This is a genomic window from Acinetobacter sp. YH12097 (assembly GCF_013419225.1).
Classification (GTDB): Bacteria; Pseudomonadota; Gammaproteobacteria; order Pseudomonadales; family Moraxellaceae; genus Acinetobacter; species Acinetobacter amyesii.
Genome location: NZ_VPAN01000005.1, coordinates 17,767 through 38,159, shown reverse-complemented (window position 1 = coordinate 38,159; position 20,393 = coordinate 17,767). Strand labels below are relative to the sequence as shown.

At 39.5% G+C, this 20,393-nt stretch carries 20 protein-coding genes; 2 read left to right on the top strand and 18 right to left on the bottom strand.

The genetic code is table 11. The features are described 5' to 3' along the window. Positions 1 to 14 precede the first annotated feature (14 nt). The 18 genes from FTU37_RS03810 to tviB form a co-directional block, all read right to left on the bottom strand. On the bottom strand, positions 15 to 1,262 hold the full coding sequence (locus FTU37_RS03810) for an O-antigen polymerase (RefSeq protein ID WP_180123812.1): 1,248 nt from the start codon (positions 1,260 to 1,262) through the stop codon (positions 15 to 17). Between the two features lie 3 nt (positions 1,263 to 1,265). After that, positions 1,266 to 1,730 (bottom strand): GDP-mannose mannosyl hydrolase, encoded by a 465-nt coding sequence (locus FTU37_RS03805; RefSeq protein WP_180123811.1) that lies wholly within the window; start codon positions 1,728 to 1,730, stop codon positions 1,266 to 1,268. 2 nt (positions 1,731 to 1,732) lie between these two features. Further along, positions 1,733 to 2,707 (bottom strand): GDP-L-fucose synthase, encoded by a 975-nt coding sequence (locus tag FTU37_RS03800; protein WP_180123810.1) that lies wholly within the window; start codon positions 2,705 to 2,707, stop codon positions 1,733 to 1,735. Positions 2,708 to 2,710: 3 nt separating this feature from the next. Next, positions 2,711 to 3,829, bottom strand: coding sequence for a GDP-mannose 4,6-dehydratase (gene gmd / locus FTU37_RS03795; RefSeq protein WP_120364583.1), 1,119 nt, complete (start codon positions 3,827 to 3,829; stop codon positions 2,711 to 2,713). Positions 3,830 to 3,866: 37 nt separating this feature from the next. After that, on the bottom strand, positions 3,867 to 5,036 hold the full coding sequence (locus FTU37_RS03790; RefSeq protein WP_180123809.1) for a nucleotide sugar dehydrogenase: 1,170 nt from the start codon (positions 5,034 to 5,036) through the stop codon (positions 3,867 to 3,869). A 237-nt stretch (positions 5,037 to 5,273) separates the two neighbouring features. Beyond that, complete coding sequence (locus FTU37_RS03785; protein WP_180123808.1) at positions 5,274 to 7,118, bottom strand: nucleoside-diphosphate sugar epimerase/dehydratase; 1,845 nt, start codon at positions 7,116 to 7,118, stop codon at positions 5,274 to 5,276. Between the two features lie 60 nt (positions 7,119 to 7,178). Further along, positions 7,179 to 8,348 carry a DegT/DnrJ/EryC1/StrS aminotransferase family protein gene (locus tag FTU37_RS03780; protein ID WP_180123807.1) on the bottom strand — a complete coding sequence of 390 codons (1,170 nt, stop codon included), beginning with the start codon at positions 8,346 to 8,348 and terminating at the stop codon, positions 7,179 to 7,181. A 35-nt stretch (positions 8,349 to 8,383) separates the two neighbouring features. After that, positions 8,384 to 9,040: a NeuD/PglB/VioB family sugar acetyltransferase gene (locus tag FTU37_RS03775; RefSeq protein WP_218954634.1), complete on the bottom strand. Its 657-nt coding sequence runs from the start codon at positions 9,038 to 9,040 to the stop codon at positions 8,384 to 8,386. Further along, positions 9,040 to 9,642, bottom strand: a complete 603-nt coding sequence (locus FTU37_RS03770; RefSeq protein WP_180059642.1) for a sugar transferase — start codon at positions 9,640 to 9,642, stop codon at positions 9,040 to 9,042. Before FTU37_RS03770 ends, FTU37_RS03775 begins: the two co-directional genes overlap by 1 nt. Positions 9,643 to 9,796: 154 nt before the next feature. Further along, positions 9,797 to 10,336: a serine O-acetyltransferase gene (locus tag FTU37_RS03765; protein ID WP_180123806.1), complete on the bottom strand. Its 540-nt coding sequence runs from the start codon at positions 10,334 to 10,336 to the stop codon at positions 9,797 to 9,799. Positions 10,337 to 10,368: 32 nt separating this feature from the next. Further along, positions 10,369 to 11,508, bottom strand: coding sequence for a glycosyltransferase family 4 protein (locus FTU37_RS03760; protein WP_180123805.1), 1,140 nt, complete (start codon positions 11,506 to 11,508; stop codon positions 10,369 to 10,371). Beyond that, positions 11,505 to 12,599 (bottom strand): glycosyltransferase, encoded by a 1,095-nt coding sequence (locus tag FTU37_RS03755; RefSeq protein ID WP_180123804.1) that lies wholly within the window; start codon positions 12,597 to 12,599, stop codon positions 11,505 to 11,507. Before FTU37_RS03755 ends, FTU37_RS03760 begins: the two co-directional genes overlap by 4 nt. Next, positions 12,596 to 13,714 carry a glycosyltransferase gene (locus tag FTU37_RS03750; RefSeq protein WP_180123803.1) on the bottom strand — a complete coding sequence of 373 codons (1,119 nt, stop codon included), beginning with the start codon at positions 13,712 to 13,714 and terminating at the stop codon, positions 12,596 to 12,598. The genes FTU37_RS03755 and FTU37_RS03750 overlap by 4 nt, the downstream gene beginning before the upstream one ends. Before the next feature lie 31 nt (positions 13,715 to 13,745). Next, entirely contained in the window at positions 13,746 to 14,294 is a 549-nt protein-coding gene (locus FTU37_RS03745; protein WP_180123802.1) for an acyltransferase, read from the bottom strand. Between the two features lie 94 nt (positions 14,295 to 14,388). Beyond that, the gene (locus FTU37_RS03740) at positions 14,389 to 14,982 is read right to left on the bottom strand and encodes an acyltransferase (RefSeq protein WP_180123801.1); all 594 of its coding nucleotides are present in this window, start codon (positions 14,980 to 14,982) and stop codon (positions 14,389 to 14,391) included. Continuing rightward, positions 14,982 to 16,154, bottom strand: coding sequence for a lipopolysaccharide biosynthesis protein (locus FTU37_RS03735; protein WP_180123800.1), 1,173 nt, complete (start codon positions 16,152 to 16,154; stop codon positions 14,982 to 14,984). Before FTU37_RS03735 ends, FTU37_RS03740 begins: the two co-directional genes overlap by 1 nt. Positions 16,155 to 16,164: 10 nt before the next feature. Continuing rightward, the gene (locus FTU37_RS03730) at positions 16,165 to 17,187 is read right to left on the bottom strand and encodes an NAD-dependent epimerase/dehydratase family protein (protein ID WP_180123799.1); all 1,023 of its coding nucleotides are present in this window, start codon (positions 17,185 to 17,187) and stop codon (positions 16,165 to 16,167) included. Positions 17,188 to 17,202: 15 nt separating this feature from the next. After that, positions 17,203 to 18,480: a Vi polysaccharide biosynthesis UDP-N-acetylglucosamine C-6 dehydrogenase TviB gene (gene tviB / locus FTU37_RS03725; RefSeq protein WP_180123798.1), complete on the bottom strand. Its 1,278-nt coding sequence runs from the start codon at positions 18,478 to 18,480 to the stop codon at positions 17,203 to 17,205. Positions 18,481 to 18,879: 399 nt separating this feature from the next. Between tviB and FTU37_RS03720 the strand changes: the two genes are divergently transcribed. Both FTU37_RS03720 and FTU37_RS03715 read left to right on the top strand, forming a co-directional pair. Further along, a complete protein-coding gene (locus FTU37_RS03720) occupies positions 18,880 to 19,956 on the top strand; it encodes a polysaccharide biosynthesis/export family protein (protein ID WP_216076663.1) in 1,077 nt (358 codons plus the stop codon). Then, positions 19,956 to 20,384 (top strand): low molecular weight protein-tyrosine-phosphatase, encoded by a 429-nt coding sequence (locus FTU37_RS03715; protein WP_168379443.1) that lies wholly within the window; start codon positions 19,956 to 19,958, stop codon positions 20,382 to 20,384. The genes FTU37_RS03720 and FTU37_RS03715 overlap by 1 nt, the downstream gene beginning before the upstream one ends. The last annotated feature ends 9 nt before the right edge of the window (positions 20,385 to 20,393 follow it).

Here is a 20,393-nt window from a genome sequence, read left to right as displayed (position 1 = left end):
TATTTTAAATAAATTTATCTATACTTTAATGAAATAATCTTTGAACCTAACCAACAAAAAAATAACGGCATTCCTATTCTCAAAAATCCTAAATCTATTCCGATTCTTACAAGTAAGAAACCAAATAATGGAATAATAATCCCCAATATTGCAAATCTTATATTGCAGTTATTTTCTATAGCATTATTATAAATAACTGTTGTGACATATAAAAATCTACCGTAAATAATAGAAATAAGTATTACACCCCAAATCCCTATTGCAATATAAGCCTCACCAAATAGACCAGGTGGAACACCTGCGGTTTCATCACCAAATGCAAAACCTCTCATTTGAAAAGCTAATGCGGTTGCTTTATCTTCAAATATACCTCTAGGCAAGAATGAAATAAATGAATTTAAATAAACAGCACCATAATCAAAACCTTTAATAGAAGCATATTTAATAGATAACATAATATGGTCAACGAATACTAAACCATTTAATGCCTCTGTAGAATCAAGATCATCAATCGCTATATTACCTTGGCTTTGAACATAAAATCGATAATAAATAATAAAATATGATGCTATAAAAAATACTAATGATGTAGCTATTCCAATTAAAAAAACTTTATATTTTTTTTGAGTTAAGATATATTTAGTAAGTAAAGCAAAAAGATAAAATGCTAACACTGCTCTACCACCAGCCATGAGCGAAATGATTAAACCACAGAGAATAGCTATATAAATTTGAAATTTTAATCGCTTTGATAAAGAAATTTCCTTCATTGCATAATATGAAATTATTGAAAAAACTACACTTCCCCACATAAATATTGAAACAAAATTAACTATTGAATTATTAGTTCTAACCCTCGAATAAGATGACTCTATAAAGTTTAGAAATCCACCATAAGCCCAAATAGATACAGAAAAGTATATTAAGAAGAAAAAAATAGAAGCAATAGAAATAATATCTAAACCCAAAGTAGTAATTTTTATCTTTTCTTTATGAATTCTTTTTTTTCTAAATGGCAAACAAAAAAATGTTGATATAGTAAAGGCTATAAATATACATATAAAACCATAATAATAACTATCCAAATCCAATATAAAATCAAAACTTGTCTTTAAACTTCCCATAAAATATAAAACACAGGGAATAAATGCACCAAAAAAATAATACAAATACCAAACACCATAAGCATTCATTAAATTTATTCTAAGAATAAATGGCAAAAATAAATTCAAAATCCCAAGGATCATAACAATAAAGGCCATTATCTAATCCTTTAAATTAATGAAGTATTTTTTTGTATATTTATTTACAAATTCATCAATCAATAATAGATCTTCATTTAATAATTTATATTCAAAGTGCTGAGTAAAAGATAGATTTTTCAAACTATTTATCTTAATCTCATAGCCTAAAACAATATAATGTGTACTTACCTCATCCCCAAACACACAATCATCATAAAAATGTTCATATACACCTAAAAACTTGGCATCTGCACGAGTCATCCCAGATTCAATTCCAAGCTCTTCTTTGATCAAACGAACAAAAGCATCATCCAAAGTTTCATTTTTGCGTACACGCCCACCAGGTACAAACCAATAACCCTTTGCAGGGGCATTAACTCGTTTACCTAATAAAACCTCACCCTGCTCATTTCGAACAATCAAATCAATCGAAATCAGAGGTGTATGTTGAATGACACTTTTAAATGTTTCGTCTGGTAACCACATATTTAAGACCGTGCAGAATCAATATTATTTAAATACCACTGATAGGCATCTCGTAGACCATCTTCTAATGAAATGCTCGCCTTCCAACCAAGATCAGCCAAACGACTTACATCCATCAGCTTACGTGGCGTGCCATCAGGTTTAGTCGCATCAAACTCAAGACGACCTTGGAAACCAGTAACTTTAGCAACAGTTTCTGCCAGTTCACGAATTGTACAGTCAATACCTGTTCCAACGTTAATATGACTCAGCATCGGCTGCGTATTGGCTTTAAACATTTCAGCATCTAACTCCATTACATGAATGCTGGCTGCTGCCATATCATCAACATACAAGAATTCACGCATTGGCTTACCACTACCCCAAATGGTTACCACTTCAGCATTGTCTTTTACCGCTTCATGAAAACGGCGAAGTAATGCAGGAATTACATGGCTATTTTCAGGGTGATAATTATCATGCGGACCATACAAATTCGTTGGCATTACGCTACGATAATCCCGTCCAAACTGACGGTTGTAACTTTCACACAGCTTAATACCCGCAATTTTTGCTACAGCATAAGGTTCATTGGTACTTTCTAAGACACCCGTCAAAAGCTCAGACTCAACCATAGGTTGGTGTGCCATTTTAGGGTAAATGCATGATGACCCTAAAAACATCAGCTTTTGTACGCCATTTACATGGGCAGCGTGTATTACATTTGCTTCTATCATCAAATTTTGATAAATGAAGTCCGCTGGATATTCATTATTGGCATGAATACCACCCACTTTCGCTGCAGCTAAATACACTTGATCAATTTGATGTGTTTTAAAAAAGTCATTTACTGCTACCTGACTACATAAATCAAGTTCAGCATGTGTTGCTACTATAATATTTGTGTAGCCTTTGGCTTGAAGCTGGCGCACAATTGCTGAGCCGACCATCCCACGATGGCCAGCCACAAAAATGCGTTGATTTAAATCAACTGACATTTGTTAGTGCTCCAAAGATACAGATACGTTATGACCATGGGCTTTTAATAATGCAATACGTTGTGCTTCTTTCAAATCTTCAGCCACCATTTCAGCACACATTTCTTGCACTGTAATTTCAGGTGTCCAGCCAAGGACTTCTTTTGCTTTAGATGGGTCACCAAGTAATGTTTCAACTTCAGCAGGGCGGAAATAACGCGGATCTACAGCAATCAATACATCCCCAACATTCACTGAAGGTGCATCATCACCTTCTACCTTAACGACAATACCTTTTTCATCCACACCCGTACCCGTGAATTCCAAAGTAATGCCAAGTTCAAGTGCTGACCATTCAATAAATTGACGCACACTATACTGAACACCTGTCGCAATAACAAAATCTTCAGGCTGATCTTGCTGTAACATCATCCATTGCATACGTACATAATCTTTAGCATGGCCCCAGTCACGCAGTGAATCTAAATTACCCATATATAAACACTGGTCTAAGCCTTGAGCAATATTGGCTAAACCACGGGTAATTTTACGTGTTACAAAGGTTTCACCACGTCGTGGTGACTCATGGTTAAATAAAATACCATTACATGCAAACATGCCATACGCTTCACGGTAGTTCACTGCAATCCAATAGGCATACATTTTAGCTACTGCATACGGTGAACGTGGATGGAACGGCGTTGTTTCTTTTTGTGGAATTTCTTGGACTAAACCATACAACTCAGAAGTAGAGGCTTGATAAAATTTAGTTTTCTTTTCTAAGCCTAAAAAGCGGATTGCTTCCAATAAACGTAGTGTACCAATCGCATCTACATCTGCAGTGTATTCTGGTGATTCAAATGACACTGCCACATGTGACTGTGCACCTAAGTTATAAACTTCATCAGGTTGAACTTCCGCCAAAATACGCGTCAAGTTTGATGTATCAGTTAGATCACCATAATGTAAGTGTAAACGAGCATGAGACTCATGTGGGTCTTGATAAATATGGTCAATACGCTGTGTATTAAATAATGAAGAACGACGCTTAATACCGTGTACTTCGTAACCTTTTTCTAATAAAAATTCTGCAAGGTAAGAACCATCCTGACCTGTAATCCCCGTAATCAGTGCTTTTTTCATCGTTAAATTCCAATCAAGTTATTAAATATAAATGGTATTAATTATCGCCAAATAAATCACGTGTATACACTTTATCTAACACATCATCCAAATCTGCCACTATTCTATTTGCAATAATAATATCAGCAGTGGCTTTAAACTCGTGAATATCTGTTAATACTTTTGAATTATAAAATGCGCCCTCATGCAAAGCTGGCTCATAAATTACCAACTCAATGCCTTTTGCTTTAAGGCGTTTCATAATGCCTTGTATTGCAGACTGCCTAAAGTTATCACTGCCCGCTTTCATCACCAAACGATAAATTCCAACAACCTTAGGTGATTTTTTCAATATTTCTTCTGCAATAAAATCTTTACGTGTGGTATTCGATTGAATAATGGCAGAAATTAAGCTCTGAGGTACATCTTGATAATTTGCTAAAAGCTGTTTGGTATCTTTAGGTAAGCAATAACCACCATAGCCAAATGATGGATTATTATAATGCGAACCAATGCGTGGATCTAAACCAACAGCCTGAATAATATCTTTCGAATTTAAACCACGAAGTGCACAATAACTATCTAGCTCATTAAAATAAGCTACACGCATTGCCAAATATGTATTTGAAAACAATTTAACTGCTTCTGCTTCAGTTGCGTCCATCAACAAAACATCAACATCATCTTTTAAGCAAGAATTTTTAAATAAAAGCCCAATGGTCTCACCAACATCACTTTTTTCACCAACGACAATCCGCGATGGGTACAAGTTATCAAAGAGTGCTTTGCCTTCACGCAAAAACTCTGGGGCAAATACAATATGTAAATCTGAATATTGATTTTGCATTTTTGCTGTAAAACCAACTGGTATTGTCGATTTAATAATAATGATCGATTTACTTTGAATTTCACTTAAATAAGCTAATACTTGCTCGATTGAGCTTGTATCAAAATAATTTGTGCTCTCATCATAGTTTGTTGGTGTTGCAACAATAATAAAATCAGCCATAGCATAAGCTTCATGCTGATCCATCGTCACTTTAAAGTGAATATTTTTTTTAGTGAGATACTGTTCAATTAACTCATCTTGGATGGGTGATTTTAATTGTTGTAACAAATTTACACGATGTTTATCTATATCTAATGCAGTAACTTCATGTTTCTCTGCGAAAAGCATCGCATTTGAAAGCCCCACATAACCCGTACCAACTACTGTTATTTTAGACATTCGTCCTCACCGCTCTTCTTGGTTAAATATATGCACATGTCCCATTATTCCATTGGCATTCATTTACATTATGTTTCAAAGTAAATTGCAGGCATAATAATTGCCATAACTTATAAAATAATCATTCAAAAAATTTTAACGCGAGGAATTATACATATTTTTTACAAAATCTGCGAAAAATACGCTTCATTTTATTTAAATATAATTCTCTCATTATAATATAATCAGATTGTATTTTTACCTAACAAATCCATCCACATGATTTTCAAGGATTTTATGCAAACTCAACCTATCTTCATCTTTATGTATCTTTTCAAAATTTACATAAACTTCCTTCATTTCTTTAATGCTATAAAATTGCTCAAAAGATTTTAAAATCCGCTCATGCTTTGTTTTTTCAACATTTTCTGCATCTATTAATAGCTCCTCGTACAATTTCTCACCTGGTCTTAGCCCTGTAAATTCAATCTTAATATCCCCAAGCCCTTTTTCATCTGCAGGCTTAAAACCACTCAAGCGAATCATTTGTTTGGCTAAGTCTACAATTTTAACTGGCTCACCCATATCTAATAAAAATACATCACCACCAGTACCCATTGCCCCTGCTTGAATCACCAGCTGTGCAGCCTCTGGAATGGTCATAAAGTAACGCGTTACTTCAGGATGTGTCACTGTCACAGGACCACCTTGGGCAATTTGCTTTTTAAACAATGGCACTACAGAACCTGATGAACCCAGCACATTACCAAAACGTACAATACTGATTTGAGTCTTTGGATTGGTCGATGCTAAACCCTGACAATACAGCTCTGCCATACGTTTAGAAGCGCCCATCACATTGGTTGGACGCACGGCTTTATCCGTTGAAATTAATACAAAAGTTTCAACATTTTGATTCACCGCAGCATCCACACTGCGCTGTGTACCAATTGAGGTATTGTAAATACCTTCAAAAGGATTTGCCTCCACAAGCGGCACATGCTTATAAGCCGCCGCGTGATACACCGTTTGTACCGCATATTGTTGCAATATACGTTCCAGTTTTGACTGATTGGTGACAGAACCTAAGACTGGAATAATGTGTATATCAGATGCCTGCAATTCACGGTCAATTGAATACAAAGCAAATTCAGACATTTCAAACAGCACCAGCAATTTCGGCTGATGCTTCACGATCTGACGGCATAACTCAGAGCCGATCGACCCCCCTGCTCCTGTCACCATGACCACTTTATTTTTAATGTTTTTTTCTAACAATTCAGCTTTAGGCGGTACAGGATCACGCCCCAGTAAATCAATAATATCCACTTCACGAATATCAGAGACTTGGACTTGCCCATCGACCAACTGGGTGACCCCAGGCAACTCCATAATTTTGACATCTGCCGAATCAAAAGATTCAATAATCTCTTTTTTTCGTGCACGTCCAACAGAAGGCATGGCAAGTAAGACTTCTTCAATACCAAATTTACCCAATTTAGTTTGTGCTTTTTTGGGTGAATAAATCTTTAAACCGCTTAATGACTGTCCTTTTAAAGAGCGTTTATCATCGATAAAACACACTGGTAAATAGTCATCTGAACGGTTTAAAGCAGCGGCAATTTGCTGACCTGCTAAGCCTGCACCATAAATTGCCACGCGCTTACGGCTTTGCTTTTTGGCAAAGGTTTTTAATGTTGCATAACGAATGACTGCACGGCTCCACCACATGTATGAAAAAAGCATAAAGCCATACATCAGTGGAATACTCATAGGTATAAAAGCAACATTCAGTTTTTTAATCGTATACAAGGCCACGATTTGAATAAATGTCCCGATTAAAATTCGCAACAAATAGTCTTCATTAAAAGAACGGACAATTGCGCGGTAAATCCCGAGCAAAGCAAAAATTGCAATGCCAAAAATACCGACATAGATATACCAAGCATCTAAACCTTGCATGACCTGTACATTCGGACGCGCCAAACGAATGGCATAAGCCAGCCACATCATCAACGGTAAAACACAGATATCCATCAGCACCAAAACAATTTGCTTTTGGCGACGCGGTAGTGATGCTATAGATCGGATAATGTCTTTCACAACGTGCTCGAATCAGGTCAAGGGAATATTCGCGCGTATTATTATACGCGCTTTTCAGGTTTAGATTTTTGCGATGACTTGCGTAATGACATCCACGGTTTTTTGCAGGCTGGCATCCGACAATGTTGGATGTACCAAGAACATCAAACTGCTTTCACCGAGTTGTTTTGCTTGTGGCAATGATTGTTTTGGACGCCATGCTGTGCCATCAAAGGCTTTTTCTAAATATACTTCTGAACATGATCCACTAAAGCATGGAACAGCTTGAGATGAAATTTCCGCCATGATGCGGTCACGTGACCAGCCTTCTGGCAAAGCATCAACATTGACTTGCACATAGCATTTATAAGCGGCATGTACATAGTCTCTAGATGGTTTCGCTACGGTAAAGTAAGGACTATTTTCAAATACTGCTTGGATACGTGCCATATTGGCATTACGTTTTGCCGTCCATTCAGACATTTGTTTGAGTTGCAGACGACCAATGACCGCTTGCATTTCCATCATGCGCCAGTTGGTGCCAAATGAGTCATGCAACCAACGGAAACCCGGTGGATGTTGCTTGTTATAGACGCTATCAAAGTTTTTACCGTGATCTTTATACGACCACATTGTTTTCCAAAGACCTTCATCATTGGTGGTGACCATCCCGCCTTCACCGCCTGTAGTCATAATCTTGTCTTGGCAGAATGACCACGCCCCAATATGACCAATTGAACCTGCCGATTTGCCTTTGTACATCGCGCCATGTGCTTGGGCACAGTCTTCAATTACAAAAATGCCTTTTTCCTCAGCCAATTGCATGATCGGATCCATATCACACATCCAACCTGCCAAATGCACACAAATAATCGCTTTGGTATTGGGTGTTAAAACCGCTTCAATGGTACGGCGTGAAATATTTTGTGAATCGAGTTCAACATCGGCAAAAATCGGATTGGCACCTGCGGTGACAATTGAACTTGCTGATGCCAAGAAAGTCCGTGAGGTGACAATCACGTCATCCCCTGCACCCACACCCAAAGCTTTGAGGGCTAAATCTAAAGCCACTGTACCATTGGCAACGGCAACTGCATGCTTGGTTCCTGCAAACTGTGCAAATTCCTTTTCGAATTCACGGCATTCCTGACCTGTCCAATAATTCACTTTATTGGATAATAGGACCTTTGACACCGCATCGGCTTCTGCTTGGGTAAAGCTTGGCCAAGGCTCAAATGCACTGTTTAACATGGAATTTTCCCAGTCTAAAAATCGAGTTTAAAAATCTATTTTGAAGTCACAATTCGGGCGGGATTACCGACCACAGTGACGCCTGCGGGTACACTTTTGGTCACGACAGCACCCATACCCACAATCGCACCTGCACCAATCACTAAAGGCTGATCAGGTGTGCCCTGCTTAATCATCGCACCCGCGCCAATATAGGCATGCGCGTGTATATGAATATTGCCGTTGCATTTTACGCCTGGCGCGAAAGTAACAAAATCTCCAATCACACAATCATGCTCGACATAACTGTATAAATTGGCATGAAAACACTTGCCGATTTTGACATTTGAGCCAATGCTGACAAAAGTACTCAAAGCAGAACCTTCAGCGAGTTCAATTTGATCCATTAAAACCACATGGTCCGCAGCGATCGACCAAAGCTGAATGCCATCTGCTTCTAAACGCTGAGCGATTTTTTCGCGTACATGACTATTGGCAATCGCTATTTGCACGTATTTTGTCGATGCTGATTCATTTAAAAATGCTGAGTAATTCATGGCACGATGACCATTCACCACACCAATCTCTGTTAAAGCATCATCGATAAAGATAATTTCAGACGCATCACCTTGACGTACCAATTGCTGACGCGCGACAGGCATCAGGCTACGTCCACAACCTGAAGCCCCATAAATCGCATAGAGTGTTGTCATTATTTTTGTTCCGGTGTGCCGGTAAATTTTGTCATGGTGGCTTCGCCTTCGGCACTGATATCATCCTTGGCAATCACTTTTTTCACGGTTTTTAGCATGATTTTAAAATCGAGCCATAAGGACTGATTTTCCACATACCAAGTATCGAGTTCAAACTTTTTTTCCCATGAAATGGCATTGCGACCATTCACTTGAGCATGACCTGTAATGCCCGGACGCACATGATGACGCTTGGCCTGCTCACGATTATAGAGCGGTAAATATTCCATCAATAATGGTCGTGGTCCGACAATACTCATATCGCCTTTAATCACATTCCACAGTTCAGGCATTTCATCCAAACTGGTGGCACGGAGCATTTTTCCGAATGACGTCAGACGCTCACTGTCAGGTAATGGATTACCCTGCGCATCAAGTGCATCTTTCATGGTTCGGAACTTCACCATTTCAAACGGTTTACCATGCAGACCCGGACGTACCTGACGAAATAAGACTGGCGAACCTAAATTCTTTTTCACCTTATAAGCCACTAAAGCATAAACAGGAGACAGCAGCACCAGCGCAGATGATGCGATAACAATATCCAATAAGCGCTTTAACATGGTTCACTCTTAAGGTTAGATAAAGATGGGGGAATGGTATCCATTTCTAGCAATGATTATACCCTGTTCGACGCCATCAGATTTGTAAAATATTTTAACGGCCAAAGGGACTCAAGTAGTCCCCATTCTAAAAGCTGCCAAAGAATATAGCAGTTTAGAGGTCTATCCAACGACGATTGACTGCATGACCTGGATTATTCATGCTAATAACCTTCGCGTAGTTTCCTACTGCAGTTGCATTTTCAGGAATATCTTTCGTCACAACGCTGCCCGCACCAATAGTGGCATTATTGCCAATTTTGACATGCTCAATGATGCAAACATTCGGCCCAATATAAACATTGTCACCAATTTCTGCAGCTTTACGCCCACCATTGGCACCAATCGTTGTAAATTGTGATAAATTCACATTATTGCCAAGCACAGTCGTAGGGTTAACAACCAGTGGCCCGCCATGACCAATAAACAAGCCATAGCCAATTTGAGTTGTGGTATGAATATCTATGCCGTACTGCTTTTTTTTATAATAATAAATTGGATAAGCCAGCTTCGCCCAAAATGATTTTGCACTGGCTAAACGCAGCCAAAATGAAAAATTAAAACCGCGATTGAATAAATAAGTTTTCAAAAATGATTTAAAACCAAGATTGCCCGTATAGCGGTATAAATCACTTTTTATATATTTTAAAGTCATCTGGATCGCCTCTAAAATTCGATGAATCGCCTTTAATGGATATCCATTTCAGCCATCATGTGCTTATTCACTTGATGCACATCATATTTATTCAGCGCGATTTCACGTGAACGCTGCCCCATATATTCAATCAATTTTGGATCTTCAATAAAGTATTGCATGCATTGCACCAAATCATCTATAGACTTCACCCCGACCAAATAACCATTCACACCGTGCGATACCGTTTCACGACAACCCGGTGCATCAGTGGTAATAATCGCTCGACCCATCGCCATCGCCTCTAATACCGTACGTGGCGTACCTTCACGGTAGGACGGCAATACATAGACCGAGCTTTCTGCAATTGTAGGACGCACGTCACTGAGTTTGCCCCAATATTTGAGGCGACCATCGGCAATCCATTCATCAAGTTCAGCTTGTGAAATGGCCGAAGGATTATCATCAATCCAACCGACCAAATGAAACTCTGTTGCTGGGTGTTTTGCTTTGATGATCCGTGCGGCTTCGGCATATTCACGTACGCCTTTATCACCGAGCAAACGTGCAATCAGTAAGAATGAGGCTTTGACTGTCCCCGCATCATTTTGCGGTAAGGGCAATACATCAAAGTCTTGTACATTGACCCCTGAGCCATTCACCACCACCGTCGGTTTTTCAGCGTCAAGCAAATGCATCTCTTGAAATAATTTGAGATCATCCGGATTTTGGAAAAAGACTTTGTCGCTATGTTTTAAAGCCTGTGCATATAAACCATGCACCAGTTTTTGAAACAGACTGCGTTTGCCCGATTCTACATTTTGGAAGGCATAACCTAGACCGGTAATTAAAGCAAAACGATGTGGTACTTTTGCAAGCCATCCAGCCAGCGTGCCGTAAATGACTGGTTTAATGGTATAAGACAGCACATAGTCAGGCTGAATTTGACGGATTTGCTGATAAAGATGTTTTAACAGTTTTAAATCTGCCAGTGGATTGGTGCCTGTGCGCTGCATGGGAATTTCATGCAGATGATAGCCAAGGGCTTGCAGTTTTTGCTGTTCTTCAGGGAATGATGCGAATTCAGGCGCCATAATATGAATTTCGTAGCCTTGTGCATGAATAGCTTCCAACAGTTTCCCGCGGAAATTTAAAACAGAAGGCAAAAAACTGCTGATCATTAAAAATTTCATGCCTGTTGGCTCCACACCTGCATATATTGACGGCTAACGGTCGCAATACTGAAATTCTGCTCGACCCGTTCACGCGCTGCTTGTTTTAAGGCTTGTTTTTCTGCTTCAGTTTTATGTAGATATGACAAAATCGCCTCTGCCAACGCTTGAGCATTACGTGGCGGTACAATTTCGCCAAGCTCTTGCACAATATATTGCGCATCACCTACATCGGTGCTGATGCAGGGCAAACCTGATGCCATCGCTTCTACCAAGACATTCGGAAAACCTTCGGTAATTGACGTCATCAAAAAGGCATCTATCGACTGATAAAAAGCAGGCATATCTGAGATTTGATCAAGCAAATACACTTTTTGAGCATCTAGCTGATACTGCTCGAACATAGTTTTCACTTCATGATTCTCTAGGCTTGCACCGCTGCCTGCAATTTTAAAGATGATGTTTTTATCTTTCAGCAAACCCATAGCTTCAAACAAATAGGGATAGCCCTTGGCCGTATGGTAACGCCCTGCAAAACCAATCACGGTTGGTTCATGCAATTGGGGATTAGGCTGAAACTTATCGAGAAATACGCCATTGGCAATCACTTGGCTATTGCCATTTTTAAAGCCGAAGGCCTGATGCTGCTGCATGGACGAATGCGCACAATAAATAATAGCACTAGGTTGCTGTGACAGTATTTTGCTTATGCCCAAGGCAATCTTGGTGCTGATTGATTCATCTTTAGGAGAAGCAAGAGAATGATGAATACCCCATACGACCTTTGGTTTTTTCGCTAAACCAATAACACTCAGACTGGTCAATGCATTGGCATGGTACATCCAGCATTGCACCGTTGTGGGCTGTAGCTTTTTGAGTAATGCGCGCAGCTGACTCACCGTACTCAGCGTATTTAAACCATTCCAACCGAGCGCATAATGCGACTGACAACGCTCTAAAGTACTTTGATACACCTCGGAAGTTTTCATCAGTGCAATGATCACGTGCTGATAGTCATGTTCAGTTTGCTGAATTAAGCGTGCCAACATCATTTCGGCACCACCCACGCCTGCAAAGTTGGTGATCACATGTACCATCAAGGGTTTGCTCATGCCGCCGACTCCATCATTCGCAAATACTGCTTGAGCACGGTTTGCTTATGAAACTGCTGAATATGTGATTCAAAATCAGCATCTTGATATCGCACATAATCTGCAAAAATTGCCTGTTGCATCGCTTGGGTTAAACCTGCCTGATCATTACATTCAACCAATAAACCAAACTTAGAGTTTTCTAGAATTTCCATTGGTCCACTTGGACAGTTGGTACTCACCACTTTCACTTTAGAGGCTAAGGCTTGAATAAGTACACCCGGCAAGCCTTCCCAATTCGAGCTTAAAACAAATAGCGATGCATATTTAAAATAAGCGTATGGATTGGCATCAAAGCCCGGCAAATCCACCACGTCTTTTAAACCCAATTCAGCAACTAAAGCCTCAAACTCTGCACGCAGTTCGCCCTCACCTAAAATCAATAATCGGGTTTCAGAATGCTGATCATGTAAGGCTTTAAAAGAACGGATCAAAAAACCAAAGTTTTTTGCTTCAGTCAGGCGACCTACCGCCAAAATCACTTTATTGCTTTCATTGAAAAATTTGTGTGTGACGGGCACTTTCAGTTTTTCAAAATAGGCATCATCTAGTACAGGGTTATAAATGGTGCTCAGATTATTTTTCTTATAAGCATAATATTCACGAAAATCGGCTTCTACGCCTTTAGAGACACAAACCACTTGCTGGGCCATGGGATAGGTCCAATTCACCAAAGTTTTCAGCACAAATTTGGCAATGCCCTGCAATTTCAAATTCTTAGATGGCGTCGATACTTCACGGAAAATTAATGCGGTTTGAACGCCTGCCAGCTTTTTGGCAATGCCCGCCACAATATTGGTATGGGTTTGCGTTGCCACCAAACAATCATAGTGCTCAGCTTTCAGCTTCATCTTTAACGGTGTAATGCTATTCATCACCCGACCGCAATTAAAATTGACCAATTGAATTTTCCGGCTGACTTCAGGCAACAGCTTAGCTTTATCACCTGTGACATCACACACGCCCAAATGAATATTCAGACCTTGTTCAGCAAAGCTGTTAGCGAGTTGAATGACTGTACGTTCTGCACCGCCACCGCCCAAGCTCGGCAAAAAGAACATGACTTTATTCAACATAATCAGACCTAAATTTTAAAATGGGAGAATATTAATGCAGTGTTTTTGAGGCTTGAATCGCCATGGCACGTTCCACCCGCTCACGATAATCCGTAATACCAGCTAAGTCAGTATCACTGGCACAGGTACTTTGAATTTTGGCTTGGTAGTCGGCAAAACTGGATACCACTTTGGCAGGTACACCAATCGCCACACTATGATCAGGAATGTCTTTGGTCACCACTGAGCCTGCGCCAATCACTACATTTGAACCAATGCTCACACCGGGCATAACGATTGTATTGACCCCAATAAACACATGCGAACCGACTTGAATTGGGGCAAAGCGTTGGTAGCGTTTACCTTGCTCATCTTTGATTAAACAAGTACTGCCATCATGGGTAATAAATTTCACTCCTGAAGTGACCGTCACATGATCGCCAATACTGACCAAGAACGGTTCTGAGCCCCAACTTTTAATATAGATTCGGCAGTTTTCACCGACTTTCACACCTTTTTTACGTGCATAAGCCACACTGCCCTTCGCCATAAAATAAGCAAGATCAAACAGCTGTCGAAAAGCAGAAACCATAAATGCCATACGTATGACCTATGTCAGGACCAGAAAATCAAAAGGGAGAAAATTAAGCTGAATATTTTACGCTGAAAATGTGTTTTACGATACGCATAGCACTTTACACAGATTTGATTTTTTTGGCCGGAATACCGACATACACCCCTGATTCAGGCAAAGGTTTAGATACCAAACTACAGGCGCCAATTACACTATCATCGGCAATAGTTACACCATCAAGTATCGTAACCCGTGCGCCAAGCCAAATATTTTGCCCCAAACTCACGCCCTGCTTGGTAATCGCATCTTTCACCAACAGATCAGGTTCACCAAATTTATGGTTGCTGGCGATGATAATACTTTGCGTACCAATACGGGTGTTATGGCCAATGGTGATACCACCACAGCCATTGATAAAAGACTTCGAGTTAATGCTGACGTCTTGACCAATCGACACCTTGCCACCAAAGCATTTGATATAACAGCTTTCACCAATAAAACTGTGATCTGCAATTTCTAAAATCGCACCTTGCTCGACGATTAAACTGACATGATCGCCAATATAAACATTGTTGCCGATCTTCACTTGTCCGCTGATTTCGACTGTACAGCCTTTGCCGAAGTAACGGAATTGCGTGCCAAATGCCATGTTGTACATCACTTTACGGCACTGTGAAGCAAACCAATTCATGTATTTTAAGATTTTAAAAAACATCAGTTTTTGTTTCTCCACACCACATATAAAATGGCAAAGTTATAAATGATCAGTGCTACAGGCACCGCAAGCAACATATATACTTTATCAGCAAAGACTGCATAGAAGCCTGCAAATAAAGCGAACTTAATCATGAGTTCTACGATTTGCAACTTAAACAGCACTTGGCTATTGCGCTTAGCAATCAGAAAAGCTGAGCTTGGCGGATTACAGAAAATCGCCCAATAGCCCAAAGCTAAAATTTGGAAATAGCTCGAAATACCCACCCATTCACTGCCAAAAACCCATAAATATAAAGATTCAGGCAATACAAAGACCAAAGCAAATAATGGCAGTGAAACCAGACTGAGTAGTACACTCGCCTTTAAAGCACTTTGATTGGAATCCGTGGTTTTAAATTTGCGAATAAAGAACTGACGCAAAGTTTGCGAAATCAAATTAATCGGAACACGCAAAGTCCTTTCGACAATGGCATAGAAGCCCATCGCCTGCACACCGACAAAATGCGACACCACATAGTAAGGCAAATTATGCGAAAAACTATTCAGCAAGGCATGAGGTGTATTGGCATAAATAAAATCTTTGTAATGTTTAAATGCTTGCCAACTCACTTGATACAGTTGATTCTTTAGTAAATAAATCAGCACCGCCACAATCATGATAATCGAGCTGACGTTATAACTATTCACCAAGCTGATCTGCATCACGAATGGCAACGAGAGTTGCACCAACACGACAATGGCACTTCTAAAAATATTTAAACCTGCACAAAAATATTCTTTATGTGCGGAAAATTGATAATTATATAGGCTTTGAATCAGGGTATTGGCAAGCACACCCGTTGCCACAGCAAACGCCATTTCAACATTTAAAATCACGCTGATAACGATGCCACTCATCACAGCGATTACTGTTGAGAATATAGCCCCTTCAAAGATCAGGCTTTTTTTATCACCTTCTTCGGCAACCAATAAAGCTTGATCAAGACGTAAATTCGCCACCGTCGATATAACACTGACTATCGCCAATGCAATCCCGTAAGCCCCAAAGTCAGCAACAGAATATAGGCGTGTTAAAACAGGAAGTGCGATAAATGTCATTATCGCACCTGCCAGTAAACTTAAGGTAATCAGCCCAATCGACTGATACTTTGCGAAAATTTTCGCAATCATCTGTTCAATATCATTTTAAGTTGTTTACGTACCAACGCATCGCCAGTTGAATGCCTTCGGCAATTTTAAACTGCGGTGCATAACCCAAGCCTTGCTCAATTTTGGCAATGCTGGCTTGTGAATGACGTACATCACCAGCTCGGAAATCACGGTACACAGGATCGCGCTCAAAGTTCACCGCATTTTCAGCAAGTGCCACCTGAATGGCACGATATAACTCATTCAACGTAGTACGGTCACCCACAGCCACGTTATACACTTGGTTTTTCGCTTCATCCGATGCTGTCGCCGCCAAAATATTGGCTTGAACCGTATTATCAATAAAACAGAAATCACGACTGGTTTCACCATCACCATTGATGAAGACATCTTCACCCGCGATCATCGATGCCGTCCATTTCGGAATCACCGCAGCATAAGCGCCGTTTGGATCTTGGCGTTGACCAAAGACATTGAAGTAACGTAAACCAATCGCTTTAAAACCGTAGCTGCGTGCAAAAACATCGGCGTATAGTTCATTCACGTATTTGGTCACTGCATACGGTGAAAGCGGATTACCAATATTTTCTTCTACTTTTGGCAATGCAGGATGATCACCATAAGTCGAACTGCTGGCTGCATATGTAAAGCTGGCAACACCTGCATCACGCGCAGCAGTGAGCATATTTAAGAAACCGCTAATATTGGTGTCATTGGTGATGATCGGATCGGCAATCGAACGCGGTACAGAACCTAAAGCGGCTTCATGCAGGACATAATCCACGCCTGCACAGGCTTTTTGGCAGTCGGAAAATTGGCGAATATCACCTTCAATAAAACTGAATTTTGCCCATTGCTCAGCAGTCACTAAACTTTGCACTTCATCCAAATTATGCTGATGACCTGTGGCAAAGTTATCTAAACCCACTACGGTTTGATTCAGCTTTAATAAAGTTTCAAGCAAGTTTGAACCAATAAATCCAGCAACTCCAGTTACCAGCCATGTTTTAGGCGCTATTTTAAGGTTTTCACATACCTGTTGATATTGATTCATTTTGGTATGGCCCTCTTACAAACGAAGATCAGATTCGGCTTGAGATAACACGTATTTCAAGTCATACAGCACATGATCAGCTTTACCCAAAGCACGGATGGCATCTACGCCCATATCTTTAAACTGGTGATGAGCAACAGCCAAAATTACAGCATCATACTTGCCATTTTCCAGCGCCTGTACTGGGCTAATGCCGTACTCATGTTCAGCCTCAACGCCATCAACCCAAGGATCATAGATATCGGCATCAATATGGTATTCTTTCAGCTCATTCACAATATCAATGATGCGGGTATTGCGGATATCCGGACAGTTTTCTTTAAAGCTTAAACCTAAAATTAAGACTTTGGCATCTTCTACTTGAATGCGTTTTTTCAGCATGGCTTTCACCAACTGAGTGACCACATAAGCGCCCATACCATCATTTAAACGGCGACCCGCTAAAATAATTTCAGGGTTGTAGCCAATCGCTTGTGCTTTATGGGTTAGGTAGTACGGGTCAACGCCGATACAGTGACCACCAACCAAACCTGGGCGGAATGGTAAGAAATTCCATTTAGTACCTGCCGCTTGTAATACCGCTTCGGTATCAATGCCCATTTTATTGAAAATCAATGCCAATTCATTAATTAAGGCAATATTCACATCGCGCTGTGTATTTTCAATCACCTTCGCAGCTTCAGCTACTTTGATGCTGGCTGCTTTATGTGTGCCTGCTTCAATAATCAGGTTATAGACTTCATCAACATAATCAGCAACTTCAGGTGTTGAACCCGAAGTGATTTTTAAAATATTCGTCACACGGTGCAGTTTATCGCCCGGATTAATTCGTTCAGGGCTATAGCCTGCATAAAAATCCTGATTGAATATTAAGCCTGAATTTTTCTCTAAAACAGGAATACAGACTTCTTCTGTTGCACCCGGATAAACGGTCGATTCATAAACAACCACATCACCTTTTTTCAACACTTTTGCAATGCTTTCTGAGGCTTTCACTAATGGCGTTAGATCTGGCTGCTTATATTCATCAATCGGTGTTGGAACTGTAACAATAAAGAAATTACAGTCTACTAACTGCTGTAAGTTCGTGGTGTAGCTTAAATGCGTTGCTTGCTTTAATTCTTCTGGTGAAACTTCTAAAGTATGATCTTGTCCGCTCTGTAGCTCATCAATACGCTTTTGATGAATATCAAAACCCACCACGGGAACTTTTTTTCCAAACTCAACAGCTAGCGGTAAACCGACATAACCTAATCCGATTATGGCAATTTTTAATTCGGAGAGTTGTAACATACTGAAGCCTATGTCATCGATGAATCATCAATCATCGTTATGTTGTAAATAGCGTTAAATTATATCAGAAAATCAAATTTCGATTGTGTAATGATGTTCTATGAGGACTGTAATTTTAATCAAAAATATTTATAGGATTAAACAATTCACCCTATAAAACCAACTTTGTATATTTAAAAAAATTCAAATAACAATAAGATCTTTAAAAAGATATTCATCCATGCAAGTCTTGATTAAACTTACGATTTAAAACAAATGTAAAGCTATATTCTACAAGGTGAATAGTATAAACTTAACATTCTAAAATGAGTAATTTGGGTACTTAAACCCGTATTTCAATGATTCAAATATTTTATAAATAGGATTTGTATTCGAGTGAGTTACTATCGTTATAGCTGTATGTTAGCTTTGAGTCTAAGTATGACGGGTTGTGCCATTACTTCAGGCTTACAAACCTATGACCTTCCTAAAGAAGGCACATTTCAAACTGATTTAGGCTCGACAGTCAATGTTATTAAACTAACTCAAGAAAATTTAGTTGCTGTTCAACCCGCCCAAGTAAATCAGCAAAATTTTGCCCATCTGTTCAATCAACAACAAAAAAGTTATCGTTTAAATCCGGGTGATATTTTATCTATTTATTTATGGGCATACCCTGAAATTACACCACCCACAAATACAATTAACAATCAAGATGCCATTATTTCTAATGGCTACCAAATTGATCAAAGTGGCTATATCCAATTTCCAATTATTGGCCGATATAAAGCTGCAGGAAAATCGCTGACACAAGTCAATCAGGAATTACGCAGCCAACTTGCTCGTTACTTAAAAACCCCAGATGTGATTGTTCGCGTACTTTCCTACCAAGGACAACGTTTTTCGGTTCAAGGTAATGTAATGAAAGGTGGTCAGTTTAATCTAACCGATCAGCCGACAAGTATTTATACTGCTTTAGGTATGGCGGGCGGAGTAAATAGTCAATTTGGTGACAATGCATCTTTAACCTTAGTTAGAAATGGTCAAAGTTATGTACTCAATAGTATTGAACTTGAAAAAGCTGGATATTCTTTACACAACTTACTCATCAAACCGAATGACACAATTTATGTCAACTCCCGTGAAAACCAAAAAATTTATGTGATGGGAGAGTCTGGAAAAAACCAATCTTTACCCATGCGTGAACAAGGCATGAGCCTCAGTGATGTCCTGGGGGAAAGTCTAGGGATTAACTCACTTTCAGCGAGTCGAGGTAAAATATACGTTGTGCGTAGCGATATGAATAGCCCAATGACTGAAATTTACCATTTAGATTTGACCAGTATCGGTGATTTTGGTCTCGCAAACCAGTTCAAAATGCGTAGCAATGATATTGTGTATGTTGATGCATCCGGTTTAGCTCGTTGGCAGCGTGTGATCAATCAAGTGATTCCTTTCTCAAATATGATCTATAACATGGACAGATTGGGCCAATAATGTTATTTAAAAATATTTTGGTGGTCTGTGTAGGTAATATTTGCCGAAGCCCTATGGCAGAATATCTCCTAAAAAAAGCTCATCCCGATCTGAATATTTATTCAGCGGGAATCTCAGGTATGATTGGACATGCAGCAGATGAAAAAGCTCAATACTGTATGCAAAAAATTGGCATCGATATGAGTGGACATATTGCCCAAAAATTAAATGCTGAACTGATCAAAAAATCAGATTTAATTTTGGTCATGAGTTCAAATCAACAAAAGCATATTGAACAGACATGGCCATTTGCAAAGGGAAAGACTTTTCGTTTAGGTCATTGGCAAGGTAAAAATGTTCCCGATCCATACCAGCATGATCAGGCCTTTTTTGACCAAACTTCACAATTGATCCAGTCTTGCGTTGCGGATTGGACTAAACATATTTAACTTTTGATG

Coding starts and splice junctions, on each gene's coding strand:
- FTU37_RS03720 (WP_216076663.1), top strand. CDS start 18,880: ATGTTAGCTTTGAGTCTAAGTATGACGGGTTGTGCCATTACTTCAGGC.
- FTU37_RS03775 (WP_218954634.1), bottom strand. CDS start 9,040: ATGACAACACTCTATGCGATTTATGGGGCTTCAGGTTGTGGACGTAGC.
- FTU37_RS03735 (WP_180123800.1), bottom strand. CDS start 16,154: ATGATTGCGAAAATTTTCGCAAAGTATCAGTCGATTGGGCTGATTACC.
- FTU37_RS03810 (WP_180123812.1), bottom strand. CDS start 1,262: ATGGCCTTTATTGTTATGATCCTTGGGATTTTGAATTTATTTTTGCCA.
- gmd (WP_120364583.1), bottom strand. CDS start 3,829: ATGAAAAAAGCACTGATTACGGGGATTACAGGTCAGGATGGTTCTTAC.
- FTU37_RS03800 (WP_180123810.1), bottom strand. CDS start 2,707: ATGTCAGTTGATTTAAATCAACGCATTTTTGTGGCTGGCCATCGTGGG.
- FTU37_RS03740 (WP_180123801.1), bottom strand. CDS start 14,982: ATGTTTTTTAAAATCTTAAAATACATGAATTGGTTTGCTTCACAGTGC.
- FTU37_RS03780 (WP_180123807.1), bottom strand. CDS start 8,348: ATGTTAAACAGTGCATTTGAGCCTTGGCCAAGCTTTACCCAAGCAGAA.
- FTU37_RS03730 (WP_180123799.1), bottom strand. CDS start 17,187: ATGAATCAATATCAACAGGTATGTGAAAACCTTAAAATAGCGCCTAAA.
- FTU37_RS03755 (WP_180123804.1), bottom strand. CDS start 12,599: ATGAGCAAACCCTTGATGGTACATGTGATCACCAACTTTGCAGGCGTG.
- FTU37_RS03765 (WP_180123806.1), bottom strand. CDS start 10,336: ATGACTTTAAAATATATAAAAAGTGATTTATACCGCTATACGGGCAAT.
- FTU37_RS03745 (WP_180123802.1), bottom strand. CDS start 14,294: ATGGCATTTATGGTTTCTGCTTTTCGACAGCTGTTTGATCTTGCTTAT.
- FTU37_RS03805 (WP_180123811.1), bottom strand. CDS start 1,730: ATGTGGTTACCAGACGAAACATTTAAAAGTGTCATTCAACATACACCT.
- FTU37_RS03760 (WP_180123805.1), bottom strand. CDS start 11,508: ATGAAATTTTTAATGATCAGCAGTTTTTTGCCTTCTGTTTTAAATTTC.
- FTU37_RS03770 (WP_180059642.1), bottom strand. CDS start 9,642: ATGTTAAAGCGCTTATTGGATATTGTTATCGCATCATCTGCGCTGGTG.
- tviB (WP_180123798.1), bottom strand. CDS start 18,480: ATGTTACAACTCTCCGAATTAAAAATTGCCATAATCGGATTAGGTTAT.
- FTU37_RS03715 (WP_168379443.1), top strand. CDS start 19,956: ATGTTATTTAAAAATATTTTGGTGGTCTGTGTAGGTAATATTTGCCGA.
- FTU37_RS03790 (WP_180123809.1), bottom strand. CDS start 5,036: ATGTCTAAAATAACAGTAGTTGGTACGGGTTATGTGGGGCTTTCAAAT.
- FTU37_RS03750 (WP_180123803.1), bottom strand. CDS start 13,714: ATGTTGAATAAAGTCATGTTCTTTTTGCCGAGCTTGGGCGGTGGCGGT.